Raw genomic sequence first — 18,944 nt, 5'->3', positions numbered from 1 at the left:
GGTGAAGATTGAGTCCACGCTGGTCGTCCGCGATGGGTGCGGACGCCCGGCGATCCGAGAGAGGGAAGTTCACGCATCACAGCGCAGTAATCAATGCGCTTACCCAAGTCACTGACGGTGTGCAACCGTCAAGTTTTGGAGGATTATCCATGCGACACATCAAGACCCTCGGCGTGGCCATGATCGCGGTCTTCGCCCTCGTCGCGTTTGCTGGAGCCTCAACGGCCTCCGCGGACGTGCTCTGTAACGTCAATACCAACCCGTGCCCGACGGGCAACATCGTGGCCTCCGGCACGACCATTTCGGCCAGGCTGAGGACTGGGTCGAGCGCTGTCCTGCAGACGTCGGGCGGGTTCATCAACCCGACCCTCTCGTGCGCGGCCTCGTCCGTGACCCTTAGGACCACCAGCGCGGGCGGCACCGGCAGGCCGGTCACCGGCAACCTGACCGGGTTGACGTTCTCGTCTTGTACGAGCACGAATCCAAGCGGTTGCTCCGCGTCGGCCACCGTTACGGGCCTTCCGACGTCCGGCAGCCTGACGTGGACAAGCGGTGGCAACGGTACTCTCAGCGTGACCGCTCCGACCGTGACGTTTACGTGCCCGAACCCGCTGGGCGGGACCATCACCTGCTCGTACGGCACGGGCACCGTTTCGGGGTCGTTCACCGGCAACACGCCGGCGACGGTGAGCTTCAACGGCGTGCCGATTAGGTCGCTGAGCGGCGGCCTGTGCCCGCCCACCACCAGGTGGACGGCTACGTACCAGGTCGACTCGCCGGCCTCGCTGTACCTGTTCGGTCCCTGATAGCACCTTTCGAAAGGGACGACGCGTGCAGCCAGCTGTGCTGAACGTGGCCTAACCGGCACGCGGGGTGGTGATCTTAAGATCACCACCCCGCTTTCGTATGTCCACACCACGCAGCGAGACGCTCGGCGTCGTCGTTTCGACCGCGGGTGACCGACAGAGCGACTTGCGAGCTGATGGCGTCGGGGTTGCTGCCCCACGGCACACAGGAGGTGACGATTGATCCACTGCCGTTGTTCGCGATGGGTGCGGGCGCCCACTGCGCAGGCAATCTGCGCGGGCGGGGTTCATCAACCCGACCACTATTTGACCGGTCTCGACGGTCGGTGGCGGGACGGGCCTTCCGACGGCCGCCAGCTTCAGGTGGACCAGCGGCTTGAACGGGACTCCTACCGTGACCGCTCCGACCGTGGTGTTCACGTGCCCGATCGGGGTCGGCGAGACATCACCTGCTCGTATGGCACTCGTCAATGCGCTACTCACCTCGCTGAGCGGCGGCCTATACCCGATCGGCCCTGCGAGCTTCTCGCCACATGCACGGTCGAAGCGCCGAACCCGTTGTTGCTCGGCACACTGAGCGTAACTAAGCAAGTGGCTCGATCACCGCGAGGCTTACCGCCAGGTACACGGTGTCCTCACCGAAGCCGCTGTACGTCACAGACGCAAAGGCGAGGTCTTACGTGCAAGCAGCGGGCGTTGACACGGTCGCACGCGCGACGGAGTGATGGCGATGGTTGGCCGCCGCCTCGCTCGATTCTTGCCCAACCCATCCCGACATGTCACGGCGTGTTGACTTTGGCACACGTGGCCATTTACAGTCGCGCCGAGGCTCGGAGGAGCCCATCGGTCATTGGCACTCAGCCATTCGGATGGCAGAGTGACGCGGATTGGTGTCCCTTCACGCGCGCGTCGCGCCTTAGGCTTCTCCGGCGCCTTCTCGAAAAGCGAACGTTTTGGCATCGGCCGTCAATGCGGCAAGAGCAGCAGGAGTTGACCGGATATGAGCAAGAGCCAGAGGGACCTCCGATCGGCGGTCCCGGTCCGGATGACACGGGCCGTGTTGGCCGGCATGGCCACCCTTGCGGTAGCGGCGTATCCGGCGGCGGCGGCGGGCGCCGCGACCGCGGGTGGCCGCGAGTACGAGCAGGTGACGCCCGTCGACAAGGACTTCGGCTTCGGGCAGTTCGCCAGAGACATCGCGGTGGTCAACGACGATGGTTCGAAGGTGGCGTTCGACACGTTCGGTCCGATGCCGGGAGCGGTGAGCGCCGCGTTCGAGAACATGTCGATCGGGCAACGAACTTCCGCGGGCTGGACGTCGAAGTCGATTAGCCCACCTCAGGAGCCTCTGCCGGGCGGGTTTGGCTATCCGCTCACCCAAGCGTTCTCGCCGGATCTCGGCAAGGCGGTCATTCTCACCGCCCGTCCGGCCTTGACGCCCGACGCGACCCCCGGTCTTGCCAACCTCTATCTCCAAGATATCGGCAACGACTCCTACCGGCTGCTGACCAAGGGGCCGGTGACGGGCGACTACGGCAGCTTCGCCAGATTCGGGGGGGCCTCGAAGGACTTCTCTCATCTGGTCTTCGAGGCACAGGACCAGTTGCTTCCCGACGCGCCCGCGACCGCCACGGTAGGGACGTACGAGTGGGTCGACGGCCAGCTTCGGAACGTCGGGATCCGGCCAGACGGCACCCCCGCTGATACCGCGATCTTAGGAGGCGGTGCGGCACTTGGGGGGCGAGTGTCGCACGCGGTTTCCGACGACGGGCGGCGAATTTTCTTCTCCGAGTCCGGCGCACTCTACGTTCGCATCGATGGCAGTTCCACCAAGGCCGTGAGCGCCTCGCAACGCACGGTCCCGGATCCGCTCGGACCGGGCGCGGCGACCTTCTGGGCGGCCACGGCGGATGGCAGTACCGTGTACTTCACCAGTCCAGTGGAGCTCACTGATGACGCCACGACCGGCGACGACGGATCGGGCGGCACCACTGACGCCGGGAACGACCTCTACGCGTTTGACGTGGCATCGGGGCACCTCACGGATCTGACGGTGGACGCGAACTCCGCAGACTCGGCTACCGGCGCGGCCGTCCAGGGCGTCGTCGGCGCGTCGGACGACGGCTCGTACATCTACGTTGTGGCACAGGGCGCGCTCGCCGACGGCGCCACGTCGGGAGCCATGAATCTGTACGTGTTGCACGCCGGCACGACGAAGTTCATCGCGACGCTCGATCCCACCGACGCGGCGAACTGGAGCTCAGCGCCGAACGGTCCGCTCGGTGTCACCTCGCGCGTCACGCCGGACGGCCGGTTCGCCTTGCTGCTGTCCGTGGGCCGCCTGACGAGCTATGACAACACCGATCCGCTGAGCGGCACGCCGAGAGGCGAGATCTACCGCTACTCCGCGGACGACGAGAACCTGGTGTGTGTGTCGTGTCGGGTCGACGGTTCCCCGCCCTCGGGTGATGCAAGGATCACTCCGCCCGCGAACGCGCTGTTCAGCCCCACGCAGCGGAACATCACGTCCGACGGACAACATGTCTTCTTCGACACCACCGACGCGGTCGTCCGCGAGGACACGAACGGCCACCAGGACGTCTACGAGTGGTCCGACAGCGGTCCCGCGCTCGTGTCGACCGGGACGAGTGGCTTCGACGCCACGTTCCAGGATGCGACCCCCAGCGGCAGCGACGTGCTGTTCTCGACCCAGGAGCAACTGGTCGGGCAGGACATCGATACCCGAGCCGATCTCTACGACGCACGCGTGGGCGGCGGGTTCCCACCGCCACCCACCCCCGACGAGCCATGCATCGCCGATGCGTGTCAGGGCGATCCGGCAGCGGTTGCGCCTTTGGTGCCTGCGGCGACCGTCACGTTCTTCGGCATCGGGAACGTCGCCCCGGCGGATGACACGGCGACCGCCACCAGGAAGGTCAGCGTCACCAAGCCCAAGACCGTGCGAGGCACGAAGACGACGTTGAAGGTCAAGGTCCCGGCCAAGGGCGCGGTGAGCGTCTCTGGTGAAGGCCTGCATACCACCAAGAAGGCGGCCACGAAGGCGCAGACCGTGACCGTGACGGTTCAGCTCAGCAAACGGTCCATCGCGCGGCTCAAGCAGCACAGCTCGCTCAAGCTCGTCGCGCGCGTCGCGTTCAAGCCGAGCAAGGGGTCGGCGTCGACGACACACGTGTCGCTGACCTTCAAGCCGGCCGTCAGCAAGAAGAAGGGTCGCTCGTGATGTCGCCGGTGAGTCTCGACACTGCTCGGAGGATGGAGTCCAGGGTGCATGGCAATAGTGCGCGCGGCGCAGCGTTCGGGCTGCTGAGCGCTTTGGCGATGGCGCTGTCCCTGCTGGTCTTGGTGGGCGCCACCCCCGCGCAGGCCGAGTTCGGGATCACGAGCTTCGACAACAGCTCGTTGAAGGCGGACGGCACGGTCGAGACCGGAGCTGGGGTCCATCCCTACGATCTCACCACGGCGATCGACTTCCCGACGGTGACCGACAGCTCCGGCACCGTCAAGCCGGAGGAGAACCTCAAGGACCTTCGGGTCGATCTGCCGGTGGGCTTCGCGGGTGATCCGACGATCGGCCCCAAGTGCACCGACGACGAGCTCGCCCAAGCCACCGCCGGTGCGACAGTGCAGTGCCCGATGGGCTCCCAGGTCGGGACCGTCGCCATCCGCCAGGCACTCGGCGGGACGACCGTCGGCACGCTCACGCAGCCGCTCTTCAACATGGAGACGTCGCCGGGCACGCCCGCGGAGTTCGGGTTCACGGCCGGCCTGTTCCCAGTGACGTCGCGCGTGTCGGTGCGCACCGGCGGCGACTACGGTCTCTCGTTCAACCTGCGCGACATCCCGCAGCCGACGGCCGTGCTGGGTACGACGATCACTCTGTGGGGGGTGCCCGCGGATGCGAGTCACGACGTGCACCGCGGTCAGTACTGCGTCGAGATCCCCCCGTTCGTGCCGTTCTTCTGCAACCCGGGGGCTGCCGGCAACGTTCCGGGCTCCTCCGGCTTGGCCCCGCTGCCGTTCCTGACGAACCCGTCGGACTGCTCGGCCGGACCGTTGACCACGAAGGTCTCTGCCACCTCGTGGCAGCACCCGGACGAGGTCAAGACGGCCGAGGTCGTCTCGCACCTCTCGGATGGAACCCCTGCAGGCGTCGACTCGTGTGACCGCCTCAAGTTCCAGCCAACGCTGACGGCGAAACCCGTCGTATCGAAGGCAGGCGCCCCATCCGGCCTCGCCGTGGACCTCGGGATCCCCCAGAACGACAACCCGACGGGGCTCGCGACGCCTCCCCTGAAGAAGGCCGTCGTCAAACTGCCCGTAGGCATGACCGTCGCCGCCGGCGGCGGTGACGGCCTCGTCGGCTGTGCCCTGTCCGACGTCGCGCTCACCAGTCCGGATCCGGCTCACTGCCCGGATGCCGCCAAGATCGGCTCGGTCAAGATCGACACGCCGGTGCTGCCGGACCCGATCGAGGGCTCGATCTACCTTGCTACGCAGAACGACAACCCGTTCCACTCGCTTCTGGCCATGTACATCGTGGCCGACGGTCAGGGCGTCGTCATCAAGCTGCCGGGCAAGATCGAGGCTGACCCCGCCACGGGGCAGCTGACGACAACGGTCGACAACAGCCCGCAACTCCCGTTCAGCAACCTGCACCTGCAGTTCAAGGCGGGCGTTCGGGCTCCGCTCCGCACGCCCAAGGGCTGCGGCACCTACATCACGCACGCCGAGATGACGTCGTGGGCGTCGCCCACGCCGGTCTCGAGTGACAGCTCGTTCACGATCAACTCGGCCTGCGACCTGCCCGGGAAGTTCGAGCCGACGCTCGACGCCGGTCTGACCAACCCGGCAGCGGGCGGCTCGTCGAGCTTCGTGCTCAACCTGTCGCGGCCGGATGGCGAGCAGGACATCAACGGGCTGACCACGAGGCTGCCGCCGGGGCTCCTCGCGCACGTCGGCACGGTCCCGCTGTGCCCGGACGCCCAGGCGAACGCAGGCACGTGCTCGGCGGAGTCGCAGGTCGGCACCACGACCGTCTCGGCCGGCGCGGGTAGTAGCCCGTTGTCGATCCCGATGGCGGGCAAAGCGCCGACGGCGGTGTACCTCGCGGGTCCGTACAAGGGTGCGCCGTACTCGCTGAGCATCGTGGTGCCGGCGCAGGCTGGGCCGTTGGATCTCGGCGTCGTGATCGTGCGGGCCGCGCTGTACGTCGATCCGGTCGACGCGCACGTCACGGTCAAGAGCGACCCGATTCCAACGATCCTGCAAGGGATCCCTCTCGACATCCAGCGGATCACGGTGAACATGAACCGCCCAGGCTTCATGGTGTCGCCGACGTCCTGCGACCCGATGCAGATCACCGGCACGGTGACGTCGGCCCAGGGCGCCTCAAAGGACGTCGTCAGCCGGTTCCAGGTCGGCGACTGCCAGGCGCTCGGCTTCTTGCCGAAGCTCGCGATCGGCCTGGCGGGCAGGGGTCAGACGACCGACGGCAAGCATCCGTCGTTCAGCGCGACGCTGAAGATGCCCGCAGCAGGCGCGAACCTCAAGAAGGTCTCGGTGACGCTGCCGCTGTCGCTCGCGCTCGATACCACGAACTCGCAGTCGAACGACCTGTGCGAGTTCGCGTCCGGGTTCAAGACGCTGCCCGAGTGCCCGGCGCGCTCGATCGTAGGCAGGGCGACCGCGACGACGCCGCTGCTCAACGAGCCGCTCAGGGGACCGGTGTACTTCGTCAAGAACGTCCGCACCGACCCCAAGACGGGCCGTCAGATCCGGACGTTGCCGGCGCTGGCCATCCCATTGCAGGGTGGCGGCATCACCCTGGTGATCCGGGCGAGTTCGCAGGTGGTCGACAACCACCTGGTGGCGACGTTCGACAAGATCCCCGACGCCCCGGTGTCGGACTTCCAGCTCAACCTCAACGGCGGCAAGAAGGGCATCCTGGTGGTCTCGGGTGTCGACATCTGCAAGTCGACGCAGGTGGCCCAGCAGGTCGCGACCGCTCACAGCGGCAAGCAGTCCAAGGCGAGCGTCACGCTCGGAACACCGTGCAAGCTCGCGATCGTCAAGTCCTCGCACACGGCGACGTCGCTCAAGCTCACGCTCAGCGGTCTCGGCGCGGGCAAGCTGACGGTTTCAGGCGGCGGCCTCGTGAAGACGACGAAGACGCTCGCCTCGTCGACCACCGCGATGATCCAGGCGAAGCTCAGCAGGGCCAACCAGACCAAGATCGCCCACGGCCGCGACGTGCGTGTGCGGGTCAAGGTCACGTTCGCACCGGCCGGGTCGAAGAAGGTCCTGACGATGAGCAAGACGCTTACGGTCCACGGCTAGGAGCCAGCCGTCGGCGCTGAGCCGCCGTCGGCATCGCTGCCGCCTGGCCTGCGGGGCGCGCCTGGCACTGGTGCCTGAAAGGGAGCGCGACTTCGGCCGATCAGGGCGCCGTCCGATGAACGACGAGACCCCCGCGATTGCGGGGGTTTCTACCGAGTGGAGCTAGGGGGACTCGACCTGGCGGATTGGTGTATGTCGTCGCCGTGGCTCATCGGCGATGGGCGATTGCTGCGCCGGCCGCGCGCTGGTCCACGAGCTTGCGCAGGCCGCTGACCAGCGCATCGACCTGGCGGTCGGTGAGCGAGGCGGCCAGGCTGGCATGCAGCGCCTGCTCGGCGCTGGCGACCTGCTGGGCCGCGCGGGCGCCCGCGGGCGTGAGCGTCAGCTCGACGGCGCGACGATCGCCTTCGCGCGTGCCGCGTTCGATGAGCCCGGCGTCGGCGACGGTGGCGACCAGGCGGCTGGGGCTGCCGCTCTCGCACACCAGCCGCTCGCCGATCTCGCGGACGGTGAGCGGCTCGTCGGCGTCGCGGAGGACCGCGAGCACCTCGGCCTGGGCGGCGGTCAGGCCGAGCGGCTTGAGCAGCTCGGCGAACACCCGCGCGCCCTCCCGCTGGGCGCCGAGGATCAGGTACCGCAGCTCCTCGACGGCCTCCATGGGCACCACGTTACATGACGTGTCACCGAGCGTCGAGGATCAGCCCCAGCGTCGCGAGGTTCGCCGCGATGCCGCGCTCGACGAACCGCGTCGCCAGCGGTCCGGCGAGCGCGATCACGCTGCCCAGCTCGACCTCGCCGTCGAGGCGCAGCGTCGTGCCGCCGGCGGCGCTCTCCAGCGTGTAGTGGTAGGTGAACGGGGTCGGACCGGTGAGCGTGCGGATCGTCAGCGCGGATGGTGGGACGCTGCAGACGACGTCCAGCTCGTTGGTGGCAGCTCCGGATGGCAGATCACGCCGCATCACGTAACGCGTGCCCCCGTCGAGCGGCTCGACGCTGGTGACGGCGGAGTTCCATGCCGGCATGTTGCGCGGGTCCGACATGTAGGCGTACACCGTCTCCGGCGCCTGCGGGTAGTGCTGGGTGACCTGGACGCGCATCACACGACCGCCTTCGCGGTCGTGACCTGGCGGCGGGCCAGCCGGGCCGGCGCGAGGGGGTCGTGCGTGGGGAGGTAGATCGTTGGGCGCTCGGCGGTCAGCCGCTGGATGCGGGCCAGCGAGTCGTGGCCCGCGGCGACGTCGGCGCTCACGCCGTCGACCACGCCGTCGAGCATCAGCTTCTCGGTGTAGCTCGTGTCGCCCGCGAAGAAGAGCGCGGTGTCGCCGTCCTCGACGACGACCGAGAAGTGCCCAGGAGTGTGGCCGGGGGTCGGCACGAGGTGAACGTCGCCGGCCGAGGTCAGCGTCGTGGACGCGGCGAACGGGCCGAACGGGCCGTCGTCGAACTCGATCAGCCGGGGCGCGAAGCCCGCCGGCCAGTGCTGCGGAAGGAAGCCCCGCGCCTTGCCGAGGAAGCCCTTGGAGTAGTCGTAGTCCTTCTTCGAGGCGATGATCTCGCTGGCCGACAGGTCGTTGATGCCGCCCGCGTGGTCGGTGTGGAAGTGGGTGACCAAGGCGTAGCGCACGTCCTCCCGAGAGAAGCCGAGGCGCTCGATCTGGGCGCCGACGGCCTCCTGGGGCTCGACCCACTCCTTCAGCCCGAGGCGGAAGAACGGGTGCCAAGAGGTGAAGTAGCCGGGCTCCTTGACCCGTGGGGTCTCGCCGGTGTCGACCAGGATCAGGCCCTCGGGGTGCTCGATCAGCCAGGTGAGGATCGGCAGCGGCTCGGTCCAGTTCCTGTCGGACAGGACGCGGGCGAAGCTCGTGCGCTTGCGGCCCGCGCCGTCGGTCTGGCGCTTGCGGATGGCGACGGTGCCGGTCTGGATGGGGTGGATGGTGATGCCGTTGTCCAAGGTGATAGATGACATGTCACGTAAATTGGCAGACCCGCGGACCGAAGTCAATGACGTGTCACGTATCTTCGTCTTGAGCCTGCGCGGAAGCAGGCGCGCGTCAGTCCTGCGTGCGCTCGTAGTAGGCGTGCACACGGCGGGCAAAGCCGTGGTCGTCGAGCTGCACCGCGTCCAGCGCGGTGTTGCCGTTCTCGCGCCGGTAGAGGAGCGCATAGCCGCCGGGCGTCGTCAGCAGCCGCTCCTCGGTCATCGTGAGGTCCGGCGCCAGCTCGAGGCCGAGCGCGAAGTGGCGGCGGAGCTCCTGGCGCCCGCCGAGCCGGCCGTCGGGACGGCCCCATCGGCGCACGACGGTCGGCGCGACGAGCTCGACGTCCTCGGCATAGGAGGCGAGGATCGCCTCGAGGTCGTGCGCGTTCCAGGCGGCCAGCCAGCGGTCGGCGTGCGCGCGAGCCCGCGTCAGCTGACCTCTCCGGGCTCGAAGACGAGCACCTCGGGCCGCTCGGCGAGCAGCTCGCCGGCTCGCTCGAGGAAGGCGGACGTGTGCGGGGCCGTGCGGTGGGCCTCGAATGCGGCCGCGTCGCGGTAGCGCTCGAAGACCGCGTAACGCGGCGGCGTCGCGCTGATGCGCCGCACGGTGTAGCCGCGGTTGGCCGGCTCGGCGCGCGACGGCGCGACGAGGGCTGCGAGCCCGGCGTGCACGGCATCGGCCTGACCGTCGGCGGGCGTGAAGAGGGCGATGACCTCGAAGTCCGTCATGGGCGCCGACGGTATGTGGAGCGGGCCTCGAGGAGAAACAGCCGGCGGTTGTCACGTCACAATCAGCTGCCGTGCCCGAGCTGCGCCACCTTCGCTATGCGGTCGCCGTCGCCGACGAGCTCAACTTCACGCGCGCCGCAGCGCGTGAGGGCGTCTCTCAGCAGGTGCTGAGCGCGCAGATCCGGCAATTCGAGGACGAGCTGGGCGTCAGGCTCTTCGACCGCAGCACGCGCGAGGTCAGGCTCACGGACGCCGGCGCCGCGGTGGCAGGGCGGGGGCGAGCGCTGCTGCGCGAGGTCGATGAGCTCTGGGAGGACCTACGACGCCGCGGCACCGGCCAAGCGGGCGTCCTGCGGTTCGGCTTCGGCCGCTCGGCGGCCTTCGACGCCGCGCCACGCCTGGTCGCGGCCATGGCCGACGCCCATCCCGACGTGCGGATCGAGACGTCCGAGCTGCCGTCCCCCGACCTGCCGCAGGCGTTGCGCGATGGGCGGATCGACGTCGCGCTCGCACGCTGGACGGCCGACACCGAGGGCCTGTTCGTGCAGGAGCTGGCTCGCCGCGCGACGGGGGTCGTCCTGCGTGCCGACGACCCGCTGGCCGACCGGCCCGAGCTCGAGCTGGGCGAGCTCGCCGATCGCAGCCTCCTCATGCACGAGCGAGGCGCACTGCCCGCCCGTTACGACGCGGTCCTGGCCGCCTGCGCGGCGGCCGGGTTCGCCGCGCGCCTCGTGACCCCCCGCTTGTCGTTCGACCCCACGTTCGCCGACGTCGCGGAGGGACGCGGCGTCGTGCTGGCGTCGGCCGCGGTCCGCGCGTCGCTCCCGCCCGGCCTCCGCTGGGTCGCGCTGGCGGGCGGCGTGCTGGAGCAGCGGACCGACTTCATGTGGAACCCGGCCCGCGCGAGCCCCGCCCGGGATGCGTTCCTTGCGGTCGCCCGTGCGCTTTCCTGGGAGGCTCCGGCCGCGTCGCCGCCCGGCCGGCTCTAGCTCGATCGGCTGGTCTGCGCAACGAGGCGAAGAAACGACTGCCGGCATCCGGCCGGTGTCCGTCCCCGGACCAAGTAGCGTCTCCGTGCCCTGTCCGCCGCCTCAGTCCTGAAGGACGCCATGTTCAGCAAGCTCACGCCGACGCTCGCCGCAGCCGCAGCCGCCGCCGCAATCGCGCTGCTCGCCGCCGGCCCCGCCCACGCAGCGTCGCCGACCACGATCACCGCCTGCGTGAAGACGAAGACGGGCGCGGTCAAGGTCCTCACCACCGCGAAGGCCAAGAAGAAGAAGTGCGCGAAGGGCTACAAGAAGATGACCTGGGTGACGACCGGCGTCGCGGGCCAGAACGGCAAGAACGGCACCAACGGCACGAACGGCGTCAACGGGACCAACGGCACGAACGGGACCAACGGCACGAACGGCACGCCGGCGGCCGTGCGCAGCGCGACCGGCGACGTCGTCGGCCTCCAGCTCGGGCTGCTGTCCGCCGGCCCCATCTCGCTCTACTACGTGCTCGCCGACGGGGGCATCTGGACCTACGCCGGGAACGGGCAGCTGTTCCCCTCCATGGTCGCGTCACCCGTGCTGTTCACGGACCCCGCGTGCAGCGGCCAGCCCTCACTCGCCATCGACGCCGTCAACGCCGCGTTCGTCGCGAGCCAGTACCGGCTGGTCCTGCGCCCCATCGACACCGTCACCGGCGCCTACGGGACGCCCCGGGCGTGGAAGCTCGGCGTCGCCGCCGGCACGCAGCAGGCCGGGCAGACGTACTACAGCCAGGACTTCGCCGGGCTCTGCTCGCCGTACATCGCGAACCCCGGCGACCCGCTCTTCAGCCTGACGCCGGTGGCCGTGCCGGCGGACGTCCCCGGCCCGCTGACGGTGGCGTGATGCGCGCGCGAGCCCTCATCGCGGCGCTCGTCGCCCTCGCCATCGCGGGCGGTGGCGCCGCGGGCGCGCACGCGGCGGCGACGTCCACGATCACCGCCTGCGTGACGACGAAGACCGGCGCCGTGAAGATCCTCACGACCGCCAAGGCCCAGAAGAAGAAGTGCCCCAAGGGCGCGAAGAAGGTGACGTGGAACGTTCCCGGCCGCGCGGGCGCCGACGGCTCCAGCGGCGCGAACGGATCGTCGAAGAACGGGACCAACGGGACGAACGGCACCAACGGGACGAACGCGCCGCTCAACGTCTACGGGCCGGCCGGCCGGGTGCTCGGGCAGTTCGCGGGGCTCGCCGGGGGCAACGTCCAGTTCAACGCCTACTCGGTGATGGTCGACGGCGGCCTCTACACCTACGTGCCGGAGGGGGGCCTCTCGAACTCCGCCGCGTACCTGGACGTCGCCGGCGGGCCGGTGTACACCGACGCCGCCTGCACGGGCCAGCCCGTGATCACGCTGCCGCAGCGCTACGCGGCGACGCTGGACCGGTCCACCTACCGGTACGTCGAGACCCACCTCTTCACGGCCGACGTCTGGCGGGCGGGGTCGACGAGCACGGTGCCGGCCGCCGCTCCGACGTACTACGCCGTCGACACCGGCACCGGGAACTGCCTCGTCGCGACCGGCGTTCACGCCGGCGACTCGCTGGTGAACCTGGTCCCGACGACGTCGCCGCCGGTCTTGGTGGGTCCGCTCACGATCGGGCCGTAGCGGTCCATCCCCGACGCGGGCCGCCGCGCCGCTCGAACTCCTCCACGGCGGTCAAGCCGGTACCGGTAGACGCGGCGGAGCCGTACCGCGGGCAGGTCGAGCGGCTCGTCGAGGAGCAGGACCTTCGGCTGCATGACCAGCGCACGGGCCAGGACGACGCGCTACCGGCGATTCTGGGGGTTCCAGGCACTGGGGAATCCCAGTGCCTGAAGGGGCCCAGTGCCTGGCGCGTTGGTGGAGTGCCAGCCGGTGGGGAGAACGGCTGGCGAAGGATGCCGCCGGCGGCGGACGGCGCGAGCTAGAAGCGGCCCGGATCGCGGTGGGGGCCGCCCGGGAACTGGGAGCCGTTCGCGCGCTTCCCGGAGGCGCACCAGGTTCCGTACCAGGTGCCCCGACGGACAGCGTCGACCATGAAGGCCACGAGGAGCACGAGGACGATCGCGTAGATGGCCTGCGGCATGACGGTCCTCCGGGAAGTTGAACAGGGCTGCTCACCGAAGGGTCGCGCGGATCGTCACAAATGGCAAGCCCGGACCCCGGCGCCCCGGCCACACAGCGCCCGGATCGCCGGTAATCCCCGGCGAACCAGTCACATATCTCGGAATAAAGGCACTGGTGCCTGAAACGGAGCGGCACTCGGGGCGAATCAAGGGCATGCCCTGAACGACGAAACCCCCGCGTATGCAGGGGCTTCGACCGAGTGGAGCTAGGGGGACTCGAACCCCCGACCTCCTGGGTGCGATGCAAGAAGCCTGCGCGGCAGAAGCGGCCGTTTTGCAGGGACTTCTGTGGTGCTTTGTCGTCGGCCCGTCGCGCGGATCGTCGGGGATTACCGGGGATCCTGGGGGTTCCAGGCACTGGGGAATCCCAGTGCCCGAAGGGGTCAGTGCCTGGCGCGGCCCGCTGCGGGGCTCGCTTCACCTTTCTCGACGGCGGAGCTGGCGTCTCCGCCGCCGCCTGCCCGTTGCGTGCCACCGGCGCGGCCGGGTGGCCGCCGAGCTGGCGATGTCGATGTGCCAAGAGCGGCGGCAGATCGCCGCGCGCGGGATCGGCGGCGGCGCCGAGACCAGTCGGCGCCCCGGGCGCGACGCCCGCCCGACGCTGCGATCGTCGGGCGATGCCGACCCCCGAGCCCCTCGTCAAGGTCGCCCACGCCCAGGACCAGGTGCAGGCCGACGCCCTCCAGGAGCTGCTGCGCGCCGCAGGCATCCCCTCGATCGTCCAGCGCGCGCCCGGCTTCGACGTCCCCGACTTCCTGGCCGCCGGCCCCCGCGACATCCTCGTCGGACCAGGGCAAGCACAGGCCGCCCGGGACACGCTGCCGCAACGCGATGGACCAGCACTAGTCCCCGAACGGGCCGCGGGCGACGCGCCCTCACGGGTGCTGGCCGGCGTCCTCATCGCCGTCGCTCTCGTCGCGCTGGTCGTCTGTCTCGCGGCCGACGTCCTCGTCTGAGGGCGGGCCAGCCCTACCCGACCCGGGGCCTGCCCTCGTGCGAAGTGTGGGGCCAGGGGGCTGGGCGCCGCGGCCCGGGAGCGGGAACGTAGGCGTAGCACTTCCCACGCCGACCCATGGAGCAACCGCATGTCCACGATCCAACTCACCGCGAACGTCCTGGTCGCGGCCTGATGTTCCGGCGCATCCTCGTCGCGTTCGACCACTCGTCTGAGGCACAACGCGCCTTGGACGAGGCGATCGCGATCGCCCGCTCCGACGGTGCCGAGCTGACGCTCATGACGGTGGTGCCGGACGCGAGCCAGTGGGCCGCGGCCGCGGCCGCGGAGGGCACCGTCGTCGAGACGCCGGCTGACCGCCTGGAGCTCGAACGCGCCTACGAGATCCAGCTCGACGCGGCGGCGCACAGCGTCCCGGTCGAGCTCACCGTCACCCGCAAGCTCGCCCACGGCCGGGCCGGACCCGCGATCGTCCGCGAGGGCAGGCGCGGCGGACACGACCTCATCGTGATGGGCTGCCGCGGACGTGGTCAGCTTCGCTCACTGCTGTTCGGCAGCGTCAGCCACCACGTGCTGCGCGCCGCCGCCGTGCCGGTGCTCGTGGTCCACCCGCCGCAGGGCGAACGACGCGAGATCGCCTCCGCGCGAGCCTAGACCGGTGGTTCTCCCCGGCGCGAGCGATGCCCGCGGCGACGAAGCTTGTCCTATGCCTACCGACCAGCCCATTCCCAGCGTCCTGCCGTCCCAGCCGACCGCCGAACGCACGCTGACCACCGCCGCGCTGCTCGGAGCGGTGATGTTCCTCGTGGCCGCGGCGGTCGGCTTCCTCGCCGCCGGCTGCTTCGCCGGCCGCGACCTCTCCTCCGGCCAGGCGATCGTCCTGTCGCTGATCGGCTTCGGGATGCTGCTCCTGCAGTCCTTCGGCGGCGAGCGGTTCCGGATCGGAAGCTTCGCGATCGGCTGGCTGTTCGCCGTCGCACTGGTGATCGGCCTCGGGCTCGGGCCGGTCCTGCGCTCCTACGCCAACGCCGACTCCGCCGCCGTGACCCAGGCCGCGGCCGTGACCGCGCTGGTCGTCGCCGCGATGGGCGCCGGCGGCCTGGCCATCGACCGCGACCTCGCCGGCTGGCTGCGCCCACTGACCTACGCGATCTTCGGCGTCCTGCTCGCGAGCCTCCTGCTCGTTCTCCTGGGCAGCGGCGGCAGCCCCCTGATCAGCATCGCGATCGGCGGCATCTCGGCCGTGCTCATCCTCGTGGACTTCAACTACCTGCGCCAGCACGGCACCGAGGACGACGTCGTGGTGCTCGCGACCGGGATCTTCGTCTCGATCGTCAACATCTTCCTGTCGCTCCTGAACCTGTTCAGCCAGGATTGATCGCCGGATCACGGCCGGCGGCGACATGCTCTGGCTGGCCCCACCATCGGCCGACCCGGAAGCTGCCACGATGACCGCACATGCCCCGATCGGCCCTCGCCGCCGACGCTCGCTCGCTGGCGCTCCGGTACCACACGGCGTTCAACGCCCGGGACATGGACGCCCTCGCGCAGGTACTCGACGACGCGTCGGCGATCACCGCCTCCCACGACCTCCTCGAGCGCTTCCCGGGCGTGATCCTGGTGCCGCAGCGGACCGTCGCCGAGACGCCCGGCGCGATCGTGACCGAGCTGCGCCTGGTCAACCCGGAGGCGGCCGAGCGGGCCGCGGCGGACGCGGTGGGCACGTGGTACCTCGGCGGCCTGGTTCACGAGATCGTCGAGGTCTGCGACGGTCGGATCACCGCGGCTCACCGCCACTACGTGGCGCACGCCGACGACCGGACGGTCGCCGGCGAGATCCCGTCCTGCGGTGCCCGGACCGCCGACGAGCAGGCCGCGCTGCGCCGGCTGGCCGAGCTCGCCGCACGCGGCGGCACACCGGAGGAGGCGTTCGGAGCGGTGGTGCTCGAGGTCTCCCGCGTGCTCGCCGTCAACGTGGCGTTGTTGGGGCGCTACGAGCCCGACGGGACGGGGGTGATCGTCGCCGTGCACGGCGTCCACACGCCGGAGATGACGGTCGGGCGGCGCCAGAAGGGCGGCGACGGGGTCGTCGACCGGGTCTGGCAGACAGGCCGGCCGAGCCGGATCGACGACTACAAGTCGCTGCCTGGAGGCGGGCCTGAACTGCCGCGCCACCTCAACATGCGCGGCTCGGCCGGCGTGCCGATCTTCATCGACGGCCACCTCTGGGGCGTGCTCATCGCGACCGCGCTGCACCGCCCGCTGGCGCCCGGCATCGAGCTCCGGCTCGCCGAGTTCGCGACGCTGCTGGGCACGGTCATCGCCGGGACCCGCTCCCAGCTGCGGCTGCGCGAGCTGGCCGCCGAGCAGGCCGCGCTGCGGCGCGTCGCCGAGCTCGTCGCCCGCGGCGTCGGAGAGGAGGAGCTGTTCGCGTCGGTCGCCGACGAGGCGTCGCGCCTGATCGAGGACGAGGCTGCCAGCCTCTTCCGCGTCGACGACGACGCGGGCGGCACGCTCGTCGCGGCGAGCAGCGGCGGCCCAGTGCCGATCGGCCGCCGGGTCGACATCGCTGCCGACGACGAGGGGATCGTCGCCCAGATCCTGCGCACCGGCCGCCCGGCCCGGCTGGACGACTACTCCCCGGTCTCGGGGCGCGCCTGGGCGCACGACGACTTCGGCGTCGGCTCCTGCGTCGCGGTTCCGATCTTCGTCGACGACCGGATCTGGGGCGTGCTGGGCATCACCACGCCGGATCGGGAGCTGCCGCCCGACGTCGAGCAGCGGCTCAAGCAGTTCGCCGACCTGATCGCCGCCGCGCTGGCCAACGTGCAGGCGCGCGCCGAGGTCCAGCAGCTGGCCGACGAGCAGGCCGCGCTGCGGCGCGTCGCCGAGCTGGCCGCCCGCGGCGCGGCGCCCGAGGCGGTCTTCGACGCGGTCGCGACCGAGGCCTCCAACCTCGTCGCCGACGAAACCATGACCTTGACGCGCCTGGAGGCAGACGGGCGCCACGTCGTCGTCGCGGTCTCCGATGGATCGTTCCCGGCAGGCACACGGGTCACCGCCGAGCCCGCCGGTGTCATCGCCCGGGTCCGGGCCACGCGCCGCCCAGCGCGCGTCGACGGCCCGGTGGCCTGCGTCGCCGTGCCGATCACGGTCGGCGACGACCTCTGGGGCGTGCTCTACGCCACCGCCAGGCGCTCGCTGCCGCCCGCGACCGAGCACCGTCTCAATCAGTTCGCCGAGATCGCCGCCGCGGCGATCGCCAGCGCGGACGCGCGAGCGTTGCTGACCGCTTCACGCGCTCGTGTGGTGGCCACCGCCGACGAGACGCGACGGCGCCTGCAGCGCGACGTCCACGACGGCGCCCAGCAGCAGCTCGTGCAGACCGTCATCACGCTCAAGCTCGCCAGCGCGGTGCTCGGAGAGGACGGCGGCCCGGCCGCCGAGCTGGTCGAGGAGTCCCTGCGCCACGCCCAGCAGGCCACGGCCGAGCTCGGCGATCTCGTACGCGGGATCCTGCCCGCCTCACTGACCCGCGGCGGCCTGCGACCCGGACTCGAATCGCTCGTCGCCGGCCTGAGCCTGCCGGTCGACCTGCACGTCACCGGCGCGCGCCTGGCCGCCGAGATCGAGACCACCGCCTACTTCCTCGTCGCCGAGGCGCTGACCAACGTGGTCAAGCACGCGCGCGCGAGCCACGCGCGCGTCGCGGTCGCGGTCGACCTGGAGACCGGCGAGCTGGTGATCGACGTCTGCGACGACGGCGTCGGCGGCGCAGATCCCAGCGGTGGCACAGGCCTCACCGGTCTCCTGGACCGTGTGGAAGCCGGCGAGGGCACGCTGGCGATCGTCAGCCCGCCGGGCGCCGGGACGGCGCTGCGGGTCGCGCTGCCCGTCGGCGCCGGCTAGCGCGACGCGTCCGCGGGCGGCTCGATCTCGGCCAGCCGACGCGTCAGGCGCGCGTTCTCGGCGCGCAGCCGCACCGTCTCGCGGCGCGCCGTAGCGGTCTCCAGCGCCATCGCCGGCAGGATCACCCGCAGCTTGTCGAGCCGGTCGATGACCTCCAGCTCGCGGCGCGTCGCGTTCGCATCGCGCCTTGGCGTCATGCCACGCGCTCCAGCGGCGCGTCGCGCAGCTGCCTGCGGGAGCCGATGTCGAGCTTGAAGAAGACCTTGCGCAGGTGCCATTCGACCGTGCGCGGGCTGAGGAACAGCTCGCGGCCGATCTCAGGGTTGGTGTGGCCGTCGCCGGCGAGCCGCGCGATCCGGGCCTCCTGGGCGGTGAGGGCGTAGTCGCCCTCCGTCGTGCGCTTGCGCGCGGTCTCCCCGGTGGCCGAAAGCTCGCGACGGGCGCGGGCGGCGAAGTCCTCAAGGCCCAGCTCGCTCAGCATCCGCTGCGCGGTGCGCAGCTGGACCCGGGCATCCACCCGCCGGCCCTCGCGGCGCAGCCACTCACCGAAGAGCAGATGGCCGCGGGCCAGCGCCATCGGCATCCGCGCGTCCCCGAGCCGCCGGATGGCCTCGCGGTAGAGACCCTCGGCGGCCGGCCCGGCATCGACCAGGGCCCGCGAGCGAGCCTCCATCCCGAGATCCGCGTCGGTGCCGCCAGCTTGCGCCAGCCGCGCGAGCCGCTCCAGCGCTCCGAGGGCCCGCTCGGCCTCGCCGCAGCGGCTGGCCGCCTCGACCAGCTCCGGGAGCACGAGCAGCGCCGTGTCCCCCCAGCCGTCCGGATGTGCGGCGGCCAGCTCCGCCGCTCGCAGCGCCTGCTCGTAGTGGCCTAGGCCGTTGTAGAAGGCGGCCGCAGCGTGGAGAACGAGCGCCGAGCCTTCGGTCAGCGGCGCTGCACGATCGTGGAGATGGAGCGTTGCGATGGACATGGGAGCACGATCCCGGCGAAACGCCGCGGTGCCCATCCCCACGAGCCAGACGATCACGGCGGCGACCTCCCCGGGCGATGCTATGGGTGGCCCCACCATCGC

Annotated in this window: 18 protein-coding genes; 9 read left to right on the top strand and 9 right to left on the bottom strand. The window is 70.6% G+C overall.

The genetic code is table 11. From position 1 onward, the window contains the following. Positions 1 to 76: 76 nt before the first annotated feature. Positions 77 to 697, bottom strand: coding sequence for a hypothetical protein (locus tag H030_RS0101840; RefSeq protein ID WP_155891785.1), 621 nt, complete (start codon positions 695 to 697; stop codon positions 77 to 79). A gap of 1,178 nt (positions 698 to 1,875) precedes the next feature. Between H030_RS0101840 and H030_RS0101835 the strand changes: the two genes are divergently transcribed. Together H030_RS0101835 and H030_RS0101830 are read left to right on the top strand one after the other, a co-directional pair. Further along, a complete protein-coding gene (locus H030_RS0101835) occupies positions 1,876 to 4,047 on the top strand; it encodes a hypothetical protein (RefSeq protein ID WP_155891784.1) in 2,172 nt (723 codons plus the stop codon). Positions 4,048 to 4,145: 98 nt separating this feature from the next. Beyond that, positions 4,146 to 7,163 carry a hypothetical protein gene (locus H030_RS0101830; RefSeq protein WP_027004852.1) on the top strand — a complete coding sequence of 1,006 codons (3,018 nt, stop codon included), beginning with the start codon at positions 4,146 to 4,148 and terminating at the stop codon, positions 7,161 to 7,163. A gap of 208 nt (positions 7,164 to 7,371) precedes the next feature. Here H030_RS0101830 and H030_RS0101825 read toward each other — a convergent pair whose 3' ends face one another. From H030_RS0101825 to H030_RS0101805, 5 genes are all read right to left on the bottom strand, one after another. Beyond that, positions 7,372 to 7,821, bottom strand: a complete 450-nt coding sequence (locus tag H030_RS0101825; protein ID WP_027004851.1) for a MarR family winged helix-turn-helix transcriptional regulator — start codon at positions 7,819 to 7,821, stop codon at positions 7,372 to 7,374. Positions 7,822 to 7,843: 22 nt separating this feature from the next. After that, positions 7,844 to 8,260 (bottom strand): SRPBCC family protein, encoded by a 417-nt coding sequence (locus H030_RS0101820; RefSeq protein ID WP_027004850.1) that lies wholly within the window; start codon positions 8,258 to 8,260, stop codon positions 7,844 to 7,846. Continuing rightward, complete coding sequence (locus H030_RS28515) at positions 8,260 to 9,129, bottom strand: N-acyl homoserine lactonase family protein (protein ID WP_196808956.1); 870 nt, start codon at positions 9,127 to 9,129, stop codon at positions 8,260 to 8,262. The genes H030_RS0101820 and H030_RS28515 overlap by 1 nt, the downstream gene beginning before the upstream one ends. 85 nt (positions 9,130 to 9,214) lie before the next feature. Further along, complete coding sequence (locus H030_RS39980; RefSeq protein WP_269208526.1) at positions 9,215 to 9,541, bottom strand: YybH family protein; 327 nt, start codon at positions 9,539 to 9,541, stop codon at positions 9,215 to 9,217. 29 nt (positions 9,542 to 9,570) lie between these two features. Continuing rightward, positions 9,571 to 9,870, bottom strand: coding sequence for a putative quinol monooxygenase (locus H030_RS0101805; RefSeq protein WP_027004848.1), 300 nt, complete (start codon positions 9,868 to 9,870; stop codon positions 9,571 to 9,573). Between the two features lie 71 nt (positions 9,871 to 9,941). On the opposite strand from H030_RS0101805, the gene H030_RS28510 reads away from it, so the two are divergent. The 3 genes from H030_RS28510 to H030_RS39475 all read left to right on the top strand — a co-directional run bounded on the left by H030_RS28510 (position 9,942) and on the right by H030_RS39475 (position 12,511). Next, complete coding sequence (locus H030_RS28510) at positions 9,942 to 10,859, top strand: LysR family transcriptional regulator (protein WP_051221475.1); 918 nt, start codon at positions 9,942 to 9,944, stop codon at positions 10,857 to 10,859. A gap of 120 nt (positions 10,860 to 10,979) precedes the next feature. Then, complete coding sequence (locus H030_RS39480; protein ID WP_027004847.1) at positions 10,980 to 11,750, top strand: hypothetical protein; 771 nt, start codon at positions 10,980 to 10,982, stop codon at positions 11,748 to 11,750. After that, entirely contained in the window at positions 11,750 to 12,511 is a 762-nt protein-coding gene (locus H030_RS39475; RefSeq protein ID WP_027004846.1) for a hypothetical protein, read from the top strand. The genes H030_RS39480 and H030_RS39475 overlap by 1 nt, the downstream gene beginning before the upstream one ends. A gap of 298 nt (positions 12,512 to 12,809) precedes the next feature. Here the strand turns inward: H030_RS39475 and H030_RS38775 are convergent, their stop codons facing one another. Next, positions 12,810 to 12,971 (bottom strand): hypothetical protein, encoded by a 162-nt coding sequence (locus H030_RS38775; RefSeq protein ID WP_155891783.1) that lies wholly within the window; start codon positions 12,969 to 12,971, stop codon positions 12,810 to 12,812. A 657-nt stretch (positions 12,972 to 13,628) separates the two neighbouring features. Here H030_RS38775 and H030_RS0101780 point away from each other — a divergent pair. The 4 genes from H030_RS0101780 (at position 13,629) to H030_RS36070 (ending at position 17,875) form a co-directional block, all read left to right on the top strand. Then, a complete protein-coding gene (locus tag H030_RS0101780; protein WP_027004845.1) occupies positions 13,629 to 13,967 on the top strand; it encodes a hypothetical protein in 339 nt (112 codons plus the stop codon). A 173-nt stretch (positions 13,968 to 14,140) separates the two neighbouring features. Continuing rightward, entirely contained in the window at positions 14,141 to 14,620 is a 480-nt protein-coding gene (locus tag H030_RS0101775) for a universal stress protein (protein WP_027004844.1), read from the top strand. A 52-nt stretch (positions 14,621 to 14,672) separates the two neighbouring features. Next, complete coding sequence (locus H030_RS0101770) at positions 14,673 to 15,344, top strand: Bax inhibitor-1 family protein (protein ID WP_027004843.1); 672 nt, start codon at positions 14,673 to 14,675, stop codon at positions 15,342 to 15,344. A gap of 80 nt (positions 15,345 to 15,424) precedes the next feature. Beyond that, positions 15,425 to 17,875 carry a GAF domain-containing sensor histidine kinase gene (locus tag H030_RS36070; protein WP_051221472.1) on the top strand — a complete coding sequence of 817 codons (2,451 nt, stop codon included), beginning with the start codon at positions 15,425 to 15,427 and terminating at the stop codon, positions 17,873 to 17,875. Here the strand turns inward: H030_RS36070 and H030_RS28500 are convergent. Further along, complete coding sequence (locus H030_RS28500) at positions 17,872 to 18,072, bottom strand: hypothetical protein (RefSeq protein ID WP_035125731.1); 201 nt, start codon at positions 18,070 to 18,072, stop codon at positions 17,872 to 17,874. The two genes, H030_RS36070 and H030_RS28500, sit on opposite strands and share 4 nt — an antisense overlap. Then, positions 18,069 to 18,899: a helix-turn-helix transcriptional regulator gene (locus H030_RS39975; protein ID WP_231398337.1), complete on the bottom strand. Its 831-nt coding sequence runs from the start codon at positions 18,897 to 18,899 to the stop codon at positions 18,069 to 18,071. The genes H030_RS28500 and H030_RS39975 overlap by 4 nt, the downstream gene beginning before the upstream one ends. Positions 18,900 to 18,944 lie beyond the last annotated feature (45 nt).

The organism is Conexibacter woesei Iso977N (assembly GCF_000424625.1).
Lineage (GTDB): Bacteria > Actinomycetota > Thermoleophilia > Solirubrobacterales > Solirubrobacteraceae > Baekduia > Baekduia woesei_A.
Note: the sequence above shows the minus strand (reverse complement) of the source record. Positions and strands in the feature narration are given on the sequence as shown.

Coding starts and splice junctions, on each gene's coding strand:
- H030_RS0101835 (WP_155891784.1), top strand. CDS start 1,876: ATGGCCACCCTTGCGGTAGCGGCGTATCCGGCGGCGGCGGCGGGCGCC.
- H030_RS0101830 (WP_027004852.1), top strand. CDS start 4,146: ATGGCGCTGTCCCTGCTGGTCTTGGTGGGCGCCACCCCCGCGCAGGCC.
- H030_RS0101825 (WP_027004851.1), bottom strand. CDS start 7,821: ATGGAGGCCGTCGAGGAGCTGCGGTACCTGATCCTCGGCGCCCAGCGG.
- H030_RS0101820 (WP_027004850.1), bottom strand. CDS start 8,260: ATGCGCGTCCAGGTCACCCAGCACTACCCGCAGGCGCCGGAGACGGTG.
- H030_RS28515 (WP_196808956.1), bottom strand. CDS start 9,129: ATGTCATCTATCACCTTGGACAACGGCATCACCATCCACCCCATCCAG.
- H030_RS0101805 (WP_027004848.1), bottom strand. CDS start 9,870: ATGACGGACTTCGAGGTCATCGCCCTCTTCACGCCCGCCGACGGTCAG.
- H030_RS39480 (WP_027004847.1), top strand. CDS start 10,980: ATGTTCAGCAAGCTCACGCCGACGCTCGCCGCAGCCGCAGCCGCCGCC.
- H030_RS39475 (WP_027004846.1), top strand. CDS start 11,750: ATGCGCGCGCGAGCCCTCATCGCGGCGCTCGTCGCCCTCGCCATCGCG.
- H030_RS38775 (WP_155891783.1), bottom strand. CDS start 12,971: ATGCCGCAGGCCATCTACGCGATCGTCCTCGTGCTCCTCGTGGCCTTC.
- H030_RS0101780 (WP_027004845.1), top strand. CDS start 13,629: ATGCCGACCCCCGAGCCCCTCGTCAAGGTCGCCCACGCCCAGGACCAG.
- H030_RS0101775 (WP_027004844.1), top strand. CDS start 14,141: ATGTTCCGGCGCATCCTCGTCGCGTTCGACCACTCGTCTGAGGCACAA.
- H030_RS0101770 (WP_027004843.1), top strand. CDS start 14,673: ATGCCTACCGACCAGCCCATTCCCAGCGTCCTGCCGTCCCAGCCGACC.
- H030_RS36070 (WP_051221472.1), top strand. CDS start 15,425: ATGCCCCGATCGGCCCTCGCCGCCGACGCTCGCTCGCTGGCGCTCCGG.
- H030_RS28500 (WP_035125731.1), bottom strand. CDS start 18,072: ATGACGCCAAGGCGCGATGCGAACGCGACGCGCCGCGAGCTGGAGGTC.